This is a genomic window from Marinobacter sp., from assembly GCF_041687235.1.
In the GTDB taxonomy this organism is placed as follows: Bacteria; Pseudomonadota; Gammaproteobacteria; order Pseudomonadales; family Oleiphilaceae; genus Marinobacter.
In genome coordinates, this window is sequence record NZ_JAWLCH010000025.1 from 13,983 (window position 1) to 31,374 (window position 17,392).

The 17,392-nt window shown below is 58.8% G+C and carries 16 protein-coding genes; 11 read left to right on the top strand and 5 right to left on the bottom strand.

What is annotated here, in order from left to right:
- Positions 1 to 88: 88 nt before the first annotated feature.
- Positions 89 to 1,606, top strand: coding sequence for an aldehyde dehydrogenase (locus ACESMK_RS19250; RefSeq protein WP_373002082.1), 1,518 nt, complete (start codon positions 89 to 91; stop codon positions 1,604 to 1,606).
- A 65-nt stretch (positions 1,607 to 1,671) separates the two neighbouring features.
- Here the strand turns inward: ACESMK_RS19250 and ACESMK_RS19255 are convergent, their stop codons facing one another.
- Positions 1,672 to 3,036, bottom strand: a complete 1,365-nt coding sequence (locus ACESMK_RS19255) for a glutamine synthetase family protein (RefSeq protein ID WP_373002084.1) — start codon at positions 3,034 to 3,036, stop codon at positions 1,672 to 1,674.
- Between the two features lie 402 nt (positions 3,037 to 3,438).
- Between ACESMK_RS19255 and ACESMK_RS19260 the strand changes: the two genes are divergently transcribed.
- The 4 genes from ACESMK_RS19260 to ACESMK_RS19275 are packed head-to-tail and all read left to right on the top strand — an operon-like array spanning position 3,439 to position 7,415.
- Entirely contained in the window at positions 3,439 to 4,545 is a 1,107-nt protein-coding gene (locus ACESMK_RS19260; RefSeq protein ID WP_373002086.1) for a polyamine ABC transporter substrate-binding protein, read from the top strand.
- Between the two features lie 3 nt (positions 4,546 to 4,548).
- Positions 4,549 to 5,667, top strand: coding sequence for a polyamine ABC transporter ATP-binding protein (gene potA / locus ACESMK_RS19265; RefSeq protein ID WP_373002088.1), 1,119 nt, complete (start codon positions 4,549 to 4,551; stop codon positions 5,665 to 5,667).
- A 4-nt stretch (positions 5,668 to 5,671) separates the two neighbouring features.
- Positions 5,672 to 6,601 (top strand): ABC transporter permease subunit, encoded by a 930-nt coding sequence (locus ACESMK_RS19270; RefSeq protein ID WP_373002090.1) that lies wholly within the window; start codon positions 5,672 to 5,674, stop codon positions 6,599 to 6,601.
- The gene (locus ACESMK_RS19275; protein ID WP_373002092.1) at positions 6,594 to 7,415 is read left to right on the top strand and encodes an ABC transporter permease subunit; all 822 of its coding nucleotides are present in this window, start codon (positions 6,594 to 6,596) and stop codon (positions 7,413 to 7,415) included. The genes ACESMK_RS19270 and ACESMK_RS19275 overlap by 8 nt, the downstream gene beginning before the upstream one ends.
- A gap of 22 nt (positions 7,416 to 7,437) precedes the next feature.
- On the opposite strand, the gene ACESMK_RS19280 is transcribed toward ACESMK_RS19275, so the two are convergent.
- Positions 7,438 to 7,947 (bottom strand): cupin domain-containing protein, encoded by a 510-nt coding sequence (locus tag ACESMK_RS19280; protein WP_373002094.1) that lies wholly within the window; start codon positions 7,945 to 7,947, stop codon positions 7,438 to 7,440.
- A gap of 163 nt (positions 7,948 to 8,110) precedes the next feature.
- Between ACESMK_RS19280 and ACESMK_RS19285 the strand changes: the two genes are divergently transcribed.
- Genes ACESMK_RS19285 through ACESMK_RS19295 form a run of 3 tightly spaced genes read left to right on the top strand, consistent with a single transcriptional unit; the run spans position 8,111 to position 10,231 of the window.
- Positions 8,111 to 8,761, top strand: coding sequence for an RNA polymerase sigma factor (locus tag ACESMK_RS19285; RefSeq protein ID WP_373002096.1), 651 nt, complete (start codon positions 8,111 to 8,113; stop codon positions 8,759 to 8,761).
- The gene (locus ACESMK_RS19290) at positions 8,758 to 8,988 is read left to right on the top strand and encodes an anti-sigma factor family protein (protein ID WP_373002098.1); all 231 of its coding nucleotides are present in this window, start codon (positions 8,758 to 8,760) and stop codon (positions 8,986 to 8,988) included. Before ACESMK_RS19285 ends, ACESMK_RS19290 begins: the two co-directional genes overlap by 4 nt.
- Before the next feature lie 31 nt (positions 8,989 to 9,019).
- Positions 9,020 to 10,231 (top strand): MerC family mercury resistance protein, encoded by a 1,212-nt coding sequence (locus tag ACESMK_RS19295; RefSeq protein WP_373002100.1) that lies wholly within the window; start codon positions 9,020 to 9,022, stop codon positions 10,229 to 10,231.
- A gap of 24 nt (positions 10,232 to 10,255) precedes the next feature.
- On the opposite strand, the gene ACESMK_RS19300 is transcribed toward ACESMK_RS19295, so the two are convergent.
- A complete protein-coding gene (locus tag ACESMK_RS19300; protein ID WP_373002102.1) occupies positions 10,256 to 11,146 on the bottom strand; it encodes a LysR family transcriptional regulator in 891 nt (296 codons plus the stop codon).
- 104 nt (positions 11,147 to 11,250) lie between these two features.
- Here ACESMK_RS19300 and ACESMK_RS19305 point away from each other — a divergent pair, with 104 nt between their 5' ends.
- Together ACESMK_RS19305 and ACESMK_RS19310 are read left to right on the top strand one after the other, a co-directional pair.
- A complete protein-coding gene (locus tag ACESMK_RS19305) occupies positions 11,251 to 11,691 on the top strand; it encodes a DoxX family protein (protein WP_373002104.1) in 441 nt (146 codons plus the stop codon).
- Between the two features lie 25 nt (positions 11,692 to 11,716).
- A complete protein-coding gene (locus ACESMK_RS19310; RefSeq protein WP_373002106.1) occupies positions 11,717 to 12,490 on the top strand; it encodes a DODA-type extradiol aromatic ring-opening family dioxygenase in 774 nt (257 codons plus the stop codon).
- A gap of 12 nt (positions 12,491 to 12,502) precedes the next feature.
- Here ACESMK_RS19310 and ACESMK_RS19315 read toward each other — a convergent pair whose 3' ends face one another.
- Both ACESMK_RS19315 and ACESMK_RS19320 read right to left on the bottom strand, forming a co-directional pair.
- Complete coding sequence (locus tag ACESMK_RS19315) at positions 12,503 to 15,607, bottom strand: efflux RND transporter permease subunit (protein ID WP_373002108.1); 3,105 nt, start codon at positions 15,605 to 15,607, stop codon at positions 12,503 to 12,505.
- On the bottom strand, positions 15,604 to 16,764 hold the full coding sequence (locus ACESMK_RS19320) for an efflux RND transporter periplasmic adaptor subunit (protein ID WP_373002110.1): 1,161 nt from the start codon (positions 16,762 to 16,764) through the stop codon (positions 15,604 to 15,606). Before ACESMK_RS19320 ends, ACESMK_RS19315 begins: the two co-directional genes overlap by 4 nt.
- 276 nt (positions 16,765 to 17,040) lie before the next feature.
- Between ACESMK_RS19320 and ACESMK_RS19325 the strand changes: the two genes are divergently transcribed.
- Positions 17,041 to 17,392: hypothetical protein (locus ACESMK_RS19325; RefSeq protein WP_373002112.1), on the top strand; the 352-nt coding region annotated here is incomplete at its 3' end.

The window sequence follows — 17,392 nt, forward strand, 5'->3', positions numbered from 1 at the left end:
AGACACGTTCTTATACCTATATCGCGGGCGGCGCCCGGGCGTGAAAGTGCTGCTATGATTGCTCAACTCTACAGCCTGCGAGGCGTCCATGAATCAACCCGTCAGCTCTTCCACCCCAACCAGCCAGGCCGAATGGCAAGCCCTGACCACAAGCCTGACACCGGAAGGCCGCGCCTACCTGAACGGCGCCTACCAATGGGCGGCCAGCGGCGAGACCTTTACCTCGGTCAGCCCGATTGACGGGCGCGAGCTGGCCTCTATTGCCTGCTGTGACCAGAGCGATGCCGACCAGGCGGTTATGGCTGCCAGGAACGCCTTTGAGGCAGGCATCTGGAGCCAGCTGGCACCGGCCAAACGCAAGGCGGTGCTGCTGCGATTCGCTGATCTGATCGAAGTCCACGGCGACGAGCTTGCCCTGCTGGAAACCCTGGACATGGGCAAGCCCATCAGCCACGCCAGGACCGTGGATGTGCCGGCCACTGCCCGGGCAATCCGCTGGACCGCCGAGGCCATCGACAAGGTGTATGGTGAACTTGCCCCCACGCCTCACAACCAGATTGGCATGATCTCCCGGGAGCCCATGGGTGTTGTGGCTGCCATTGTGCCCTGGAACTTTCCGATGATCATGGCCGCATGGAAAATCGCTCCGGCCCTGGCCACCGGCAATTCGGTGATTCTCAAACCGTCGGAGAAATCGCCCCTGAGCGCCATTCGCCTGGCTGCTTTGGCCGGGGAAGCTGGCGTTCCCGCCGGCGTTTTCAACGTGCTGCCGGGCTATGGCCACACCGTGGGCAAGGCACTGGCCCTGCACATGGACGTGGACTGCCTGGTGTTTACCGGCTCCACGAATGTGGCCAAACAGCTGATGATCTACGCCGGCCAGTCCAACATGAAACGGGTGTGGCTGGAGGCCGGCGGCAAGAGCCCCAATATTGTCTTTGCCGATGCGCCGGACCTGAAAAAAGCCGCCGCCGAGGCAGCCAGTGCCATTGCCTTCAACCAGGGCGAGGTGTGCACCGCCGGCAGCCGCCTGCTGGTTGAGAACAGCATTCGCGCAGAATTTGTCGGGCTGATTCGCGAAGCCCTGAAAACCTGGCGCCCGGGCCACCCGCTGGACCCGGCAACCACTTGCGGCGCCATTGTGGATCAGGGGCAGCTGGATCGCATTATCGACTATATTGGCATTGGCCAGTCGGAAGGTGCACGCCTGGTGGAAGGTGGCCAGAGGATCATGGAGGACACCGGCGGCCTGTTTATTCAGCCCACGGTGTTTGACGGGGTGAACAACCAGATGCGCATTGCCTCCGAGGAAATTTTCGGGCCGGTGCTTTCGGTGATCGGGTTCGATACCGCTGATGAGGCCATCCGCATTGCCAACGATTCCATTTATGGACTGGCCGCGGCGGTTTGGACCTCCAATATCAATACCGCACACAAAGTGGCCAAGGCCCTGCGGGCCGGCAGCGTGTGGATCAACCACTATGACGGAGGCGACATGACAGCGCCCTTCGGCGGCTTCAAGCAGTCCGGCAACGGCCGCGACAAGTCGGTCCACGCCTTCGACAAGTACACCGAACTGAAGGCCACCTGGCTGGTTCTGGAGTAATTCAGCCCGGTCCCGCGAACGATAAACGGCGCCCAGGTGGCGCCGTTTTTTGATCCCCGAAACGTTTAGACCGTGTGCAGGTACCAGAGATATTCAAGATCCGAGATGGTCATCTCGAACTCATTCAGTTCATGTTCCTTGCAGGCGACGAACACATCCAGAAACTGGCTGCCGAGATAGTCGGCCATAACGTTCGATTGCCCCAGCTCACGCAGGGCATCCCGCAAATTGTTCACCAATGAAGCTTCGTGCTGCTCGTGGGCATTACCCACGGTGACCGGTGGTGGCTCGATCCTGTTGGAGATGCCGTAATGAATGCCCGCCAGCACGGCGGCCATCAGAAGATACGGATTGGCATCAGCGCCGGCTACCCGATGCTCGATCCGCAGAGCCTCGGGATCACCGCCCGGCAAACGCAGTGACGCGGTGCGGTTATCCACGCCCCAGGTGGCAGCACTGGGCACGTAATACTCAGGGCTGAAGCGCCGATAGGAATTGATATTGGGGCAAAACAGCGCCATGGCATCGTTCATGGTGGCCACCAGCCCGCCCACGGCCCAGCGCAGCATGTCGTTGGGCTGCTCGGCGTCGCCGGCGAACACGTTACGGCCCTCCCTGTCCACGAGGCTTACGTGCAGGTGCATGCCGCTGCCGGCCTGGTTGTGGTAAGGCTTAGCCATGAACGTGGTGTCCATTTCATGGTCGTAGGCCATGTTCTTGATCAGCCGTTTGAGCAGGGTGGCGTGGTCACAGGCCCGCACGGCGTCATCTACGTAGTGCAGATTGACTTCAAACTGCCCGGGCGCCGATTCGGCCACCAGCGCATCGGCTGGCAATTCCTGCTCGTGGGCGGCATCCAGTACGTCTGCGAGGAATTCAGCGTATTCGTCCAGATCATCAATAGAATAAGCCTGGGTGCCAGCCGGACGCTTGCCGGAAATGGGTGATTTGGGCGGCTGCGGGCGACCTGAAAGGTTCTCCTGGTCGATCAGGTAAAACTCCAGCTCAAAGGCCGCCACCGGGGTTAGCCCCAGCGCCTCAAACCGCTTAACGATGTTCTGCAAGACCACCCGCGGGTCTGCGAAAAACGGTGTCTCACGGTCCAGTTCATACATGGTCAGCAGAAGTTGCGCTGTGGGCCGCTTCTGCCAGGGCTCCATGGTGAGGGTATTCTCGATAGGCAGGCACACCCGGTCTGCCTCGCCAATGTCGAGCCCGAGGCCGGTTTCTTCCACTGTGGTGCCCTGAATGTTCAGGGCAAAGATGGACGCCGGCATGGCGACGCCACGCTCAAATACCTTGGCCAATGCAGACGGATCCACCCGCTTGCCACGGACAATGCCATTCATATCCGGGATCAGCAGGTCAACAAACTGCAGTTCGGGATGTGCCTGAAGGAACGAGTCGGCACTCGCAAAACCAGAAGCCATAGGGAAAGCCTTCCACAACGCAAACAGGCCTGGTGCCGAGGAGCCGGCGCAGGGGTTTCAACACTCCTTTATCCCGTTTTCCGGCGTGTTTGGCAAGATAGGGACATACCACAAACCGCAGATTTATCGCGATCAGCTTAACTTCCTCTGCCGATAGGCAAAAGCACGGATCCCCGGAGCGAATTTTTTTGTAGCGCAACCCGGAATCTCGTGATAAATATCGCGGGAATTCGGCAGGTTCCCCACCGCCGTTTCCAGGACAAGCCTTAAAGGAGTCAAAAGGCGGCGACCGGTTCTTTCCGGGACAACAGCCAACTGCGGCCACCCTCAGCAGACCTGCACAACACTGCGTGCGTCCTGCACGTTTTGTATTAATCCCTTTTGAGTGAGGGACATCATCCAATGTTGAAGTTGTGTAAGCCACAGGCGCTGGCCGCCTCTGTTGCGTTGTCTCTGTGTGCCTCCTCCGCGTTTGCCGCTGAGGAAGTGCGTGTCTACAACTGGTCCGATTACATCGCTGAGGACACCCTGGCGAAGTTCACGGAAGAAACCGGCATCAAGGTAATCTACGACGTTTACGACAGTAACGAGATCCTCGAAGCCGCCCTGCTTTCTGGTCGTTCCGGCTACGATCTTGTTGTGCCTTCCAACCACTACGTGGCCAAACAGATTTCTGCCAACGCGTTCGTGGCCCTGGACCACAGCAAACTGCCGAACATGAGCAACCTGAACCCGGACCTGATGGACGACCTGGAAAAGGTTGACCCGGGTAGCCAGTTCGCCCTGCCCTATCTCTGGGGCACCAACGGCTATGGCTATAACGAAGGCCGCATCCAGGAAATCCTGGGTGACAGCGCCCCTACCGATTCCTGGGCGCTGGTGTTTGATCCGGAAGTCACCGGCAAACTTGCCGCCGGAGGCTGCGGTATTGCCATGCTGGATTCCGGCGAAGAAATGGTGCGTGCGGCCATGGCCTACATCGGCCTGGACCCGAACAGCAACAACGCCGACGATATCAAGAAAGGCGGTGAGGTGATCAAGGCCATTCGCCCGAACATCACCTACTTCCACTCGTCCCGCTACATAGGCGACCTGGCCAACGGTGATCTGTGTGTGGCTGCCGGTTACTCCGGTGACATCCTGCAGGCTGCGGCCCGCGCCGAGGAAGCCGAGAACGGCAACGTGATCCGCTACACCATTCCCAAAGAGGGTGCGGTGCTGTGGTTCGACATGATGACCATCCCGGCCGGCGCGCCGAACGTGGAGAACGCCCACAAGCTGATGAACTTCCTGATGCGTCCGGAAATCATCGCAGACGTGACCAACTACGTGTGGTACGCCAACCCCAACAAGCCGGCCAATGAGTTTGTTGATCAGGAGATTCTGGGCGACACCAGCATCTACCCCACGGATGAGGTGATGAAGAAGCTGTACATCATGGAAGGCCGGCCTCAGGACGCACAGCGTCTGATGACCCGCACCTGGACCAACGTGAAGTCTGGTCGCTAAGCGGTGGAAAACGGCAACAACACCTCCGCGCAAGCGGAGGTGTTACTCAGCATTCGGGGCATCTCAAAAAGCTTTGATGGCACGCTGGCCGTGGACAATGTGAACCTGGACATCCATAAGGGCGAGATCTTCGCCCTGCTGGGTGGTTCCGGTTCCGGCAAGTCCACCCTGCTGCGCATGCTTGCTGGTTTTGAAACGCCCAACACCGGCACCATCGTGCTCGACGGCCAGGACGTTACCAGCCTGCCCCCGTTCCTGCGCCCGACCAACATGATGTTCCAGTCCTATGCCCTGTTCCCGCACATGACGGTGGAGCAGAACATTGCCATGGGCCTGAAACAGGACAAGCTGCCCAAGAGCGAAATTCGCGACCGTGTGGCCGCCATGCTGAAGCTGGTCAAGATGGAACCCTATGCCCGGCGCAAGCCCCAGCAACTGTCCGGTGGTCAGCAACAACGCGTTGCCCTGGCCCGCTCACTGGCAAAACGTCCCAAACTGCTGTTACTGGACGAGCCCATGGGTGCTCTGGACAAGAAACTGCGCACTGAAATGCAGCTGGAACTGGTGGAAATTCTGGAAAACGTGGGTGCCACCTGCCTGATGGTGACCCATGACCAGGAAGAAGCCATGACCATGGCCAGCCGGATAGCCATCATGGCCCAGGGCCGGATTGCCCAGATTGGCTCACCGATCGACATCTACGAGAGCCCGAACAGCCGCATGACTGCTGAATTTATTGGCTCGGTGAACATTTTCGAGGCTCACATCCGGGAAGACGAAGCCGACAGCGTTACGTTGACCAGCGACCTGCTGGACGCCCCGGTATTTATTGATCGCGGCGTGACCACCCCGGCGGAAAGCACCGCAACACTGGTGGCCCTGCGTCCGGAGAAGATCTATCTCACCTCTGACAAACCGGACGGCGAGCACAACTGGAGCTGCGGTACGGTGGACAATATTGCCTACCTGGGCGACATCACGTCCTACTACGTGAAACTGGCCAGCGGCAAACGCGTTCAGGCCACCATGGCGAATGTGGAACGACGTGGCGAACGGCCAACCTGGGGAGACAGGGTATTCGTATCCTGGGAAGCCTCCAGCCCCATCCTGCTCTGGAACTGAAGCCATGAAACGGAGACTGTTTCCTGCCCCTCTGACCGAGCGGGTGCGCGCGCTGCTGTTCCACCGTCGGGTGGTGTTCGGTATTCCGTTTCTGTGGCTGCTGCTGTTCTTCCTCCTGCCCTTTGCGCTGGTGCTGAAGATCAGCCTGACCTCTGCAGTAATGGCCATTCCCCCGTACGAGCCGGTATTCCGGTGGGTGGACAACACGCTCTCGGTGGTGGTGAATATCGGGAACTATCTGTTCCTGCTGTCCGACAGCCTGTATATCGCTGCCTACTGGGGCTCGGTAAAAACCGCGTTCATGGCGACCGTGGTATGTCTGCTGATCGGATATCCGATGGCCTATGCCATGGCGAGGGCGCCCAGGCACTGGCAGCTGGTATTGCTGCTGATGGTCATGCTGCCCTCGTGGACTTCATTCCTGATCCGTGTCTATGCCTGGATGGGCATCCTCGGAAACCAGGGCCTGCTGAACACCTTCCTGATGTGGCTGGGCCTGATTGACCAGCCCCTGAAAATGCTGAACACCAACTTTGCGGTAGTGCTGGGCATTGTTTACGCCTACCTGCCGTTCATGGTGCTGCCCATCTACACCAACCTGGTGAAACTGGACGTGCGCCTGCTGGAAGCAGCGTCAGACCTCGGCTGCCGGAGTCTCACGACTTTCTGGGCCATCACCCTGCCACTGTCAAAGGCCGGTATTCTGGCCGGTTCCATGCTGGTGTTTATCCCGGCAGTGGGCGAATTCGTGATTCCGGAACTGCTGGGCGGGCCGGACACGCTGATGATCGGCAAGGTGTTGTGGGAGGAGTTCTTCAACAACCGCGACTGGCCGGTGGCCTCTGCCCTGGCGATCGTGATGTTGTTGTTACTGCTGGTACCCATTGTGTTGTTCCACAGGTTCCAGGCCCGGGAGATGGAGAAGCATGGTTAGATTAAAAACCCCCGGTTTCTCGAAAACCATGCTGGTGCTGGGCATGCTGTTCCTGTACTTGCCGATGGTGGTACTGATCGTTTACTCGTTCAACGCTTCGCGACTGGTGTCGGTGTGGGCCGGCTTCTCAACCAAGTGGTACGGGGCGTTGTTCGCCAACGAACAGATTCTGTCTGCCGTGTGGATGAGCCTGCGTATCGCTTTCTACTCCGCCAGCATGGCGGTGTGTCTGGGCACCCTGTGCGCGTTTGTCATCACCCGGTTCAAGAAAATGCGCGGGCGCACTTTGTTGTCCAGCATGATCACGGCGCCACTGGTGATGCCAGAGGTAATTACCGGCCTGTCGCTGCTGCTGCTGTTCGTGCAGATGGCACAGACCATCGGCTGGCCAACGGACCGTGGTATGGCGACGATATGGATTGCCCACACCACCTTCTGCAGCGCCTATGTGGCGGTCGTCGTATCCGCTCGGCTGCAGGAGGTGGACCGTTCCATCGAGGAGGCTGCCATGGACCTTGGCTGCACGCCCCTGAAAACGTTCTTCGTCATCACCCTTCCGGTAATTGCCCCTGCCCTGGTTTCCGGCTGGCTGCTGGCCTTCACTCTGTCCCTCGATGACCTGGTAATTGCCAGCTTCGTCTCTGGCCCGGGTGCCACCACCCTGCCCATGGTGGTGTTCTCATCCGTACGGATGGGGGTATCGCCAGAGATCAATGCGCTGGCTACGCTGATCATTCTCACCGTCTCGCTGATTGCGTTTATTGCCTGGTATCTGATGCGTCGGGCGGAGCGGAAAAGGCAGTGGCCCGACTGAAAATCAGGCCACCGCTAGTTGCTCACTTGCGGGGATCGTCTTCCGGATTAAGGTACTCAATCCCCCAGGGGCCGTTGCCATGCAGCTGGATAACCGTGCCCTCATCCCCCGTGTAACCAAACATCGGCTCGCCGGGTGCCATAATCGCCAGGCCGCCGGTGGGCAGAGCCCTGGCCTCATCACGCTGGAACTCCTTGCCATGGGCGAAATGAAAGGTGCCTGAGAGAACGGTTACCCGCTCGTAGGCAGGGTGAATGTGGGGGGCCACTTTGTAGTCTGCTGGCAGACGAAGCCGGATGGTGAACGGATCGCCACTGCTCAGATCTCCCTCGAGAATCGAGATCTCGGCACCTTCCGCCATTGATCCCACGGGTTTCCATGAAAGCTCAGAAGGCTCCACCATGACGTGCCCGTCACCCTCGTAGGGGGTCTTTGCCAGGGCGTCTGAAGCACCCCCTGCCAGCCCTGCTGCCAGAAGAACTGCGGCCACAAAACTGCTCTGGATACACTGTGTGTCTGAGAACTTGTCCATTGCTTTTTCTCCTCTTATCGATGGCCAGGATGTACCACCAAGCCGGGCCTCTGACCGGCTTGGTCGCAAGGACGCAGCGAACCGGACATTTGTTCCCGGCAATGTTTCGGGAACATTATTGTGCTTTGGCGCGTCCCTGTATCAATGCCATCGAGGTGAAACCATGACACCTGTGGAATCGAAACAACCTGGCCAGGTATCAACTGCGGACGCCCAACGTGTTTTCAGGGAACATGTGGAACGCCTTATGGACCGCCTATATGGCACCGCTTTGCGCCTGACCCGCAACCCGGATGAAGCGGAGGATGTTGTCGCGGAGGCCGTTGCCGGCGCCTGGCAACGGCTGGACCAGCTCAAGGATTTGTCCCACCTTGACGGCTGGCTGTTCAGGATTCTGCATAACACGTTCATAAGCCTCCGACGCCGTCGCTGGTGCAGGGAGGATAGAGAGGTGTCCTTTGAGCAGGAGATTGAAGACGACGACACCCGGTTCTCGTTGTTCGAACACCTCCATCAGCCGTTTCTTCTCTGGGTTGGCAGACCTGAAAATGACTTTATCAATCGTTTTCTTGAGGAAGACCTGCGAAATGCGGTTGATCAATTGCCGGGTCCGTTCCGGATTGTCGTGGTGATGGTTGAAATTCAGGGTTACACCTACGAAGAGGTTGCCGGCATTCTCGATCTTCCGCTGGGTACAGTCAGATCGAGGCTGAGCAGGGCCCGGGGCCTTCTGCAAAAGTCTCTCTGGCAGCAGGGGCGCGACGCAGGCCTGATCGGAACGAGTACCGGGTTTACGGTCGGAGAAAGGCGATGAGCACACCGGAGCTGTCCTGCGAAGAAGTCATTGAACGGTTGTTCGAGTACCTGGATCGGGAACTGGATACCGTCAGTCAGCATGAAATCGATCGGCACCTGGAACGGTGCTACGATTGTTTCAGCAGGGCGGAATTCGAACGACGGTTACGGGAACGGATTGCGGCAACGGGAAGCCAGCAGGCACCGGAGCGCCTGAAAAAACGGATTCGGGAACTGACCGGATAAGACCGGCATCCTGACCCGAAGGAATCTGATCATGGTTGCAATTCTTGGCTACTCAAAAGAACAGATTCGGGAAGCAGTACAGGACATGTATACCAGCGTTGCATGGGCGCCGGACTCCCCTTTCCACTTTCCCGTCGGCGCCGAGGCATCTCTCAAGCTGGGCTATCCAGTAAACCAGGTCAGGCAACTTCCCGAGGACACCCTCGCCTCATTCGCCGGAGTTGGCTGGCCGTTCCGGGGCCAGGCCCTCCAGCCGGGCGATATCACATTGGATCTGGGCGCCGGCGCGGGTAACGACAGCCTCATTGCGAGCCGAATTGTGGGGCCTGACGGGCACGTCATCGCGCTGGATGTTACCGCCGCCATGACCCAGAAGCTGCAACACCACATCGTTTCTGACCGCCCGAACATCAGCGTGATCCAGGCCTCGGCCGAGTCGATTCCCATCGCCAGCGAGACACTGGACAGTATTACCAGTAACGGGGCGATCAATCTCGTTCCTTCAAAGCGTCAGGCAATCGGCGAAATGTTTCGGGTACTCAGGCCCGGAGGCAGACTGCAGCTGGCAGACGTGGTGATTCGCCGGCCGGTCAGTGTGGATTGCGAGAGCGACCCCCGACTGTGGGTGGAATGCGTAGTAGGCGCCACCGTTGAGGAGGATCTCCTGGCCATGCTCGGTGATGCGGGCTTTATCGATATCCGGGTACTGAAACGCCATGATTATTTCTCCCTGAGCCCAAGTCCTCAGACTCGTGAAATTGCCGGGAGTTTTGGCGCTCATTCCGTTGAGATCTCCGCCCTACGAGGGCCTCAGAGTCCGGGTCAATTCCAGACATTCCTTCGGCGCAGTAACCCGATGCGTTGGATCCGCCACCTCCATCGCCGCGGTTTCTCGGGCATGGCGGCACTCGTTCTGGCACTCATCAGCTGCTATGGCGTGCTTGCAATCACCGGGCTGCTGACTCTTACCGGTGTGCGAATGACGCTTTCTCCGGATCTCTGGGCTATGGCAATTGCCGTCACCACGTTGCTGGCCGGAAGCTTGGTTGCGGCGGGCTTTCTTCAGCACCGATATCCGGTGCCGACACTCCTTGCAGTCGCCGGCGTGATAACCGTGCACTATGCACTGTTTATTGAATACCACCTACTCACTGAAATGCTCGGGTTTGCACTTCTCGGCGCCGCCGCCGTACTTGATCTGCTCCGACGACGCACGAGCGAGGCGCGCTCACTCGGGCTTTGAAAAAAGCCATAGAAACCCGCCCCATCACAGGGATTCGGGAAAGGCCGATACCAGAAAATCCACCATTGCCCGAACTTTGGGTGTAACGAACTTCCGTGACGGGTACAAAGCGTAGACGCCCAGCTCGGTGGAGCGATACCCGGGCATCACTTCCACCAGCCGGCCAGCTTCCAGCTCCCTGTTTACCAGAAAGCCGGGCTGCAGTACCACGCCCTGGCCGGCCACGGCGGCACCACAGCAGGTTTCGCCATTATTGGCGTACATCCAGGGCCGCACGCGTACGCTGGCCGGGCCATCAGGCCCTTCGAAAGGCCAGTCATTGCCCGTGGTGAAATTGCTGTAGCCAATGATCCTGTGACCGGCCAGATCCGCCGGATGGGCCGGAGCACCGTGAATGGCCAGGTAATCAGGTGAAGCACAGGCCATCAGCCGGGTTGAGGTTATCCGCCGGCTGACCAGCGTTGAGCTTTGCAGCGTGGCAATACGGATGGCCAGATCAAAGCCTTCCTCAACAATATCCACCAGCCGGTCTGAAAGGTGGACGGACAGCTCCACATCCGGATAACGGACGTGAAACGCTCCCCACAAAGGCGCCAGGTGGCTGATCCCGAAACTGACTGGCGCATTTACCCTCAACGTGCCCCGGGCAACGTCATTGCGGGAGGTAATTTCCGCTTCGGCCTCCTCAACGCCAGCCAGCAACTCCCGGCACCGGACATAGAACACCTCGCCCTCCCCCGTCAGCGACAGGCGGCGGGTAGTCCGCTGCAACAGCCGAACCCCGAGACGACTTTCAAGTTCGCTGACATAACGCGAGACAGCGGCCTTGGACATCCCCAGATTCTCCGACGCAGCCACGAAGCTCCCCGCCTCAACCACGGTGCAGAACGTCTGCATCTCCAACAATCGATCCATTGTTTCTTTTTCCGGAACAGTTAATTCAAAAAAGTCACGTTTATCCCGTTTATTGATATTTGTAAAGTACCCACATGCTCACAACACACCCGAGGAGATTAATCATGAACAACGCATTCCTGAACAAACTGATTGCCACTGACGCAGGCTGGAGTGCTCTGGCCCTTCGGATTCCTATCGGTATCATTTTTGCGGCTCACGGGGCACAGAAACTGTTTGGCTGGTTTGGCGGCTACGGCCTGGAAGGTACAGGACAATGGATGGATTCCATCGGGCTGAGCCCCGGCTACCTGATGGCGCTGTTGGCCGGCGGTGCGGAATTCTTTGGCGGCCTGGCACTGATCATCGGCCTGCTGGTTCGCCCTGCCAGCGCGGTACTTGCATTTGCCATGCTGATTGCCATTTTCAGCGTTCATATCGGCAACGGCCTGTTCATGAGTAACAATGGGTACGAGTTTGGCCTGGCGCTGCTGGCGGTATCCGTGTCCCTGGTATTCAGCGGCGCAGGTCGGGTGTCCATCGACCGCGCGATTGCAGCCCGATAACCACCGCACCCCGGAGGAGCAAATCATGAGTCTGTTTGTTTCCCACGGCGCTCCCACCTTCGCACTGGAGCCGGGCCTCGCTGGCCCGGCCCTGACAGAGCTGGGCAAACGCCTGACCCGGCCCGAAGCTGTGCTGGTGGTTTCGCCACACTGGATGACAAAGGAAATCCGGATAGGCGTCTCGGGAACACCTGAGACAATTCACGATTTTCGGGGCTTTCCATCCGATCTGTATAACCTTCAGTATCCGGCATCCGGCCACCCCGAACTGGCGCGAACCGCACTGGCGTTGCTGGAGGCAGGGGGCTGGAAGGCCCGTGCTGACGAGACCCGGGGGCTGGATCACGGGGCCTGGGTCCCGATGGTGCACCTTTTCCCCGATCACTCAGTTCCGGTGTTTCAGGTTTCGATGCCAACGGATCTTGATCCTGAGTCTGCCTGGCAGTTGGGCCAGACCCTGCAGCCGCTCGAGCATGAGGGCGTGCTCATCATCGGATCGGGCAGCCTTACCCATAACCTGTACGAAGTTCGATGGGGTGACGAGAACGCCTCCGGATATGCCCGGGAATTCACCGACTGGGTTCGTGCAAAAGTGAGAGCAGGCGACCACCAACAGCTGATCGCAGCGCTGGAGAAAGCCCCACACGCCCAACGGGCGCACCCGACCAGCGAGCATTTCCTGCCACTGTTGGTTGCTGCCGGTGCGGCCGGGGAACAGCAACCCGGCGTGCTGATTGATGGCGGCATCGAACACGGCGTTCTGGCCATGGATGCTTTCGTTTTTCAGCATCCGGCCTGAACCGGCCAGGGATTAGGGCGCCGGTTGGCGGCGGTCCCGGACAGACTGAATCCATTTGTAGAACACCGGGACCAGCAATGTGCCCAGGACGGTGGCAGCAACCATGCCGCTAAGAACAGTGATACCCAGGCTTACCCGGCTTGCCGCTCCGGCGCCGCTGGCAAAAACCAGCGGTAGCACGCCAAGCACGAAAGACAGGGCCGTCATCAACACGGCCCGGAACCGCAGTACCGCCGCTTTCTGGGCCGCCTCGGCGGTAGACATGCCGGACTGGCGCAGCTGCATGGCGAACTCCACAATGAGAATCGCGGTTTTGGTGGAGAGCCCGATCAGCAGTACCAGGCCCACCTGGGCGTAGATGTTGTTCGCAAGCCCCACCAGCCAGAGCCCGGCCATGGCGCCTGCAAGGGCTAATGGCACGGCACCGAGCACCGCTACCGGGAGGGTCCAGCTTTCGTACTGGGCCACCAGGAACAGGTACACAAACACCAGTGCCAACAGGAAGATGACCGCAGCCAGGTTACCTGCCTGTATTTCCTGCAGGCTCTGTCCGGCCCAGCTGAATTCATACCCCTGCGGCAGGTTTTGAGCCAGTGCCTCCATAGTCGCGATTGCGTCGCCACTGGCAAAACCCGCTGCGGCTTCCCCGGACAAGGTCACCGAGCGCTTGAGATTGAAGTGCTGAATGCTTGAGGGCCCGAGCACAGGCTTCAGCGAAGCCAGCGTGGTCAGCGGCACCATATCGCCATCCCGGTTGCGGACAAAATAATAGGACAGATCCTCAGGGCGCTGCCGGAACTCGCCTTCCGCCTGAAGAAGAACGCGGTAGTTCTTGCCGAAACGGGTAAAGTCGTTCACATAAAGCGAACCTAGCTGGGTCTGCAGGGTAGAGAAAATATCCGAGAGCTGGATACCCAATGCCTTGGCCTTGTTCCTGTCCACTTCCAGCAGATACTGGGGGATGTTCGCCCGGTAGGTGCTGTAAACCCGTGACAGCTCCTCACGCTGGTTGGCCTCATATATGAGGCCATTCATAACCTGGGCCAGCTCTGAAACATCCCTGCCCTGATTGTCCTGCAGCCGGAAGTCGAAGCCGGATGAGGTTCCCAACCCCGGAATCGGAGGCGGGTTGAAGACCATCACCTGGGCCTCGGGGATTGTCCAGAGCCTGGAATACAGCCTTGGAATCACCGCGCCCAGACCCAGACTGGCATCTTCCCGCGCTTCCCAGTCTTTCAGCATCACAATGCCAAGGCCATTGTTTGAGGAGGCGCCACCGAGCAGCGAGAAGCCGGACACCGTAATGAAATCGGTCACGGCCGGATCTTCCAGAACCATATCGGTTACTTTCGTGAGCACGGCCTCGGTGCGCTCCAGCGAGGCGGCATCGGGCAACTGCACATCCACAAACAGGAAGCCCTGATCTTCCGGCGGCACGAACGCGGAAGGCACCGCTTTGAACAGGCCAGCACCGGCAACAAGGATCACCACCAGGGTAACGCCAACGAGCGCCCCTTTGCGCAGTAGCTGGGCGACCAGCTTCGAGTAACCACTGGTTGTCCGCGTAATCAGTACCTCGAAAGGTCGGAGCCAGCCAATGGCCTTATCCCCGCTCCTGCCAAGCAACGCAACGCACAGGGCCGGGCTCAGTGTAAGGGCGTTGATGGAGGAGATGATCACGGCCACTGATATGGTGACCGAGAACTGCTGGTAGAGCTTGCCGGTTATCCCGGGCATGAAGGCTACGGGCACGAATACCGCCAGCAACACCAGTGTGGTGGCTATCACCGGCCCTGTGACTTCCGCCATCGCCTTGGTGACCGCCTCGCGGATCTGCAGCTTCTCCTCGGCAAGTATGCGTTCCACGTTCTCGATCACCACAATGGCGTCATCCACCACAATGCCAATCGCCAGAACCAGCCCGAACAGGGTGATGGTGTTGATGGAATAGCCAAGCACCGACATAACCGCAAAGGTGCCGATCAGGGAGACCGGGATCGCAATGCTGGGAATCAGCGTGGCCCGCCAGTTCTGCAGGAACAGGAACACCACCAGGATTACCAGGCCGACGGCCTGGAACAGCGTCACGATGACTTCGCTGATGGAGCGGCTGATGAATTCGGTGGTGTCGTACAGGACGGTGTAGTTCACCCCTTCCGGAAAACTGGCGGAAGACTCTTCAACCAGTGCTTTTACCCGTTCCGCGACCTCGAGCGCATTGGCATCGGGCAACTGGTAAATCACGAGGAACGCCGTGTCATGATTATTCAGTTTCGCGGTGGACGTATAGGAGCGGGAACCCAGCTCGATACGCCCCACGTCCCTCAGGCGCACAAAGCCACCATCCGGCCTTGAACGTAAAATGGTCTGGGCGAACTCGTCGGGATCCGACAGGCGCTCCCGGGTCTGAATACTGTAAACAAACTGCTGGCCCGCCGGCACCGGCGGCTGGCCAAGCTTGCCTGCTGCAACAATCTGGTTCTGTTCACGAAGCGCGGCCGCAACCTCGGCGACGGTCACATCCAGTGAGGCCATCCGGCGGGGATCCAGCCACACGCGCATGCTGTAATCTTTCGCGCCCATCACTTCCGCCGACCCCACCCCCGGCACTCGACCAAGGGCTTCGACAAGATTATTGGAGGCGTAATTGCTGAGGAAGACGCCGTCCAGGTCCGGTCGCTCGGAGGTCAGGTTGATACCCATCAGCATGTTGCCAGCCTGCTTGCTGACCACCACGCCCTGTCGCCGGACTTCATCGGGCAAAAACGGTTCCGCCAGGGCAACGCGGTTCTGGACGTTTACCTGAGCGATGTCTGTATCGGTGCCGCTTTCGAAGGTAAGGGTGATCTTGGCCGTGCCGTCACTGGAGGCGGTGGACTCGATGTAGATCATGCCCTCCACCCCGTTCAGCTGTTGCTCAACAGGTCGTATAACCGCCTCCTCCACAACCTGGGAACTTGCCCCGGGGAGCGATGCGGTTACCTGAATCTGGGGTGGGGCCATGTCCGGATACATGTTGACCGGAAGAATACGCAACGCCAGCAACCCGGCAAGGGTAATCAGGATGGAAATAACAAACGCGAATTTCGGTCGGTGGATAAAAACCCGGCTGATCATTGGCTCGCCTCACCCGTCTGGATGAGCGCTCCTGTTGCCGGATCAATCTGCTTCTCCACAGCGCTGACCGCTACCCCCGGGCGTACTTTCTGCAACCCTTCAACAATCACCCGGTCACCCGCTGCCAGCCCGGACTCCGCAACCAGGAGTGCTCCCTCCCTTGGACCAGTCTGGATGAAACGCTGGGCAACCAGCTCCTGGTCGTCCACGACCAGCACAAACTTACCCTCAATGGTTTCCTGTACTGCCACCTGGGGAACAAGGACCCGGGCCTCGCCGGAATGGCCTTCAATGCGAAGCGTCACGTAAAGTCCGGGCACCAACACCGCCTCTGAGTTGGGAAAGACAGCCCGCATTGCTACGGTACCGGTGCTGGCATCCGTCTGGACATCGGCGAAATCCAATACACCAGGCTGCTCATAGCGCTCGCCGTCGGGCAGAGTGAGATAGAGATTCAAAGACCTGGAAACCTCAGCGGCAGCGCCTCTGCCCGCACGCCGAACGGCGATAAAGTCGGATTCGTTAAGCTGGAATTCAACGTACATGGGGTCCGTCACCAGGACGGATGTGATCGGGCCTCTGGAGGGGCTGACGATCGACCCCACATCGTAGTTCAAACGTCCTACCCAGCCTTCGAAGGGAGCGCGGATTTCTGCATAATCCAGATTGGAGCCGGCTTTTTGTACCGAGGCCTGAGCTGTTTTCAAACGACTATCCGCAGCATTGAAGCGGTCCTTGAGCTTATCCAGGTCCGCAGCAGACAGGAACCCTTTCTGCGCCACTTCCTCTCCCCGGCGCAGGTTTCTGGTCGCGGAATCCACTTCTGCCCGGGCTGCGGCCAGTTCGGCCTCGGCCTGCTGCAAATCGGCGTTAGCCTGAGTGTCTTCAAGGCGAACCAACACCTGACCCTGACGCACAGGCGCACCTTCGGTAAACAGAATCTCTCTTATTTCCGCTTCGATGCGTGGCGTAATGTCCGCTTTGGCTGAAGCTGCGGTTCTGGCAACAAACTCCCTGGAGGGCCGGACTTCCGAAGTCTCAAGCACCACCACAGATACAGCGACGGGGTTGGCTTGCTTTGTTTCCTGGGGCTCAGAGCACCCGGTCAGTGTGACTGAGGCCCATACGAGAAGCAGGAGAACTGCCCCTTTTCTCAAATCGGCTTTCCATCTTGAAAAAAACCGCATCACTTTCTCTCCGTGAATGATTACTCGCCCGCAGGAACTATCAACATCCGCACTAAGATTAGACAACTCCCTTATGGCAGGCCATTGAAGATTCAATTTTTCTGGAGCCCGCCACAGCCGCTCCTTTCAGCCCCAGACTTCGACAACAATCGGATTACCTCAAAACTTTGCTATATTTGCTTCAGATAACGTTGGAACTGGATGAAAACAGCTCCACCGATGGACTCACTACGAATGGACTTGCCGATGAGACAGCCGATTCACCACCGCTCCTTATTCATAATTTTCCTAGCTTTTCTTTCTGCTGTTGCCGGATGCAGCTCAGGCCCGGAGGTTAAAAGCATCAGCAAGGCTCCAAACGTTTCAGATGCACCCGGAAATCTTCTCGTGCTGGCAATCAGTCCGAAAGAAAACAGCAGGACGGTGATGGAATCCGCGCTCGTTTCCCGGCTGCGCTCTGAGGGATTCCAGGCTGAGCCCTATGGCCCAGCACCTTCCCTGCCCTGGGAAGATTCAGACGCACTTCGCGAGAAAGTAAAGGAGCGCTTGCAGAAACAGACGGCAGATGGAGTGTTAACCGTCTCTCTGGTCAGAAAAA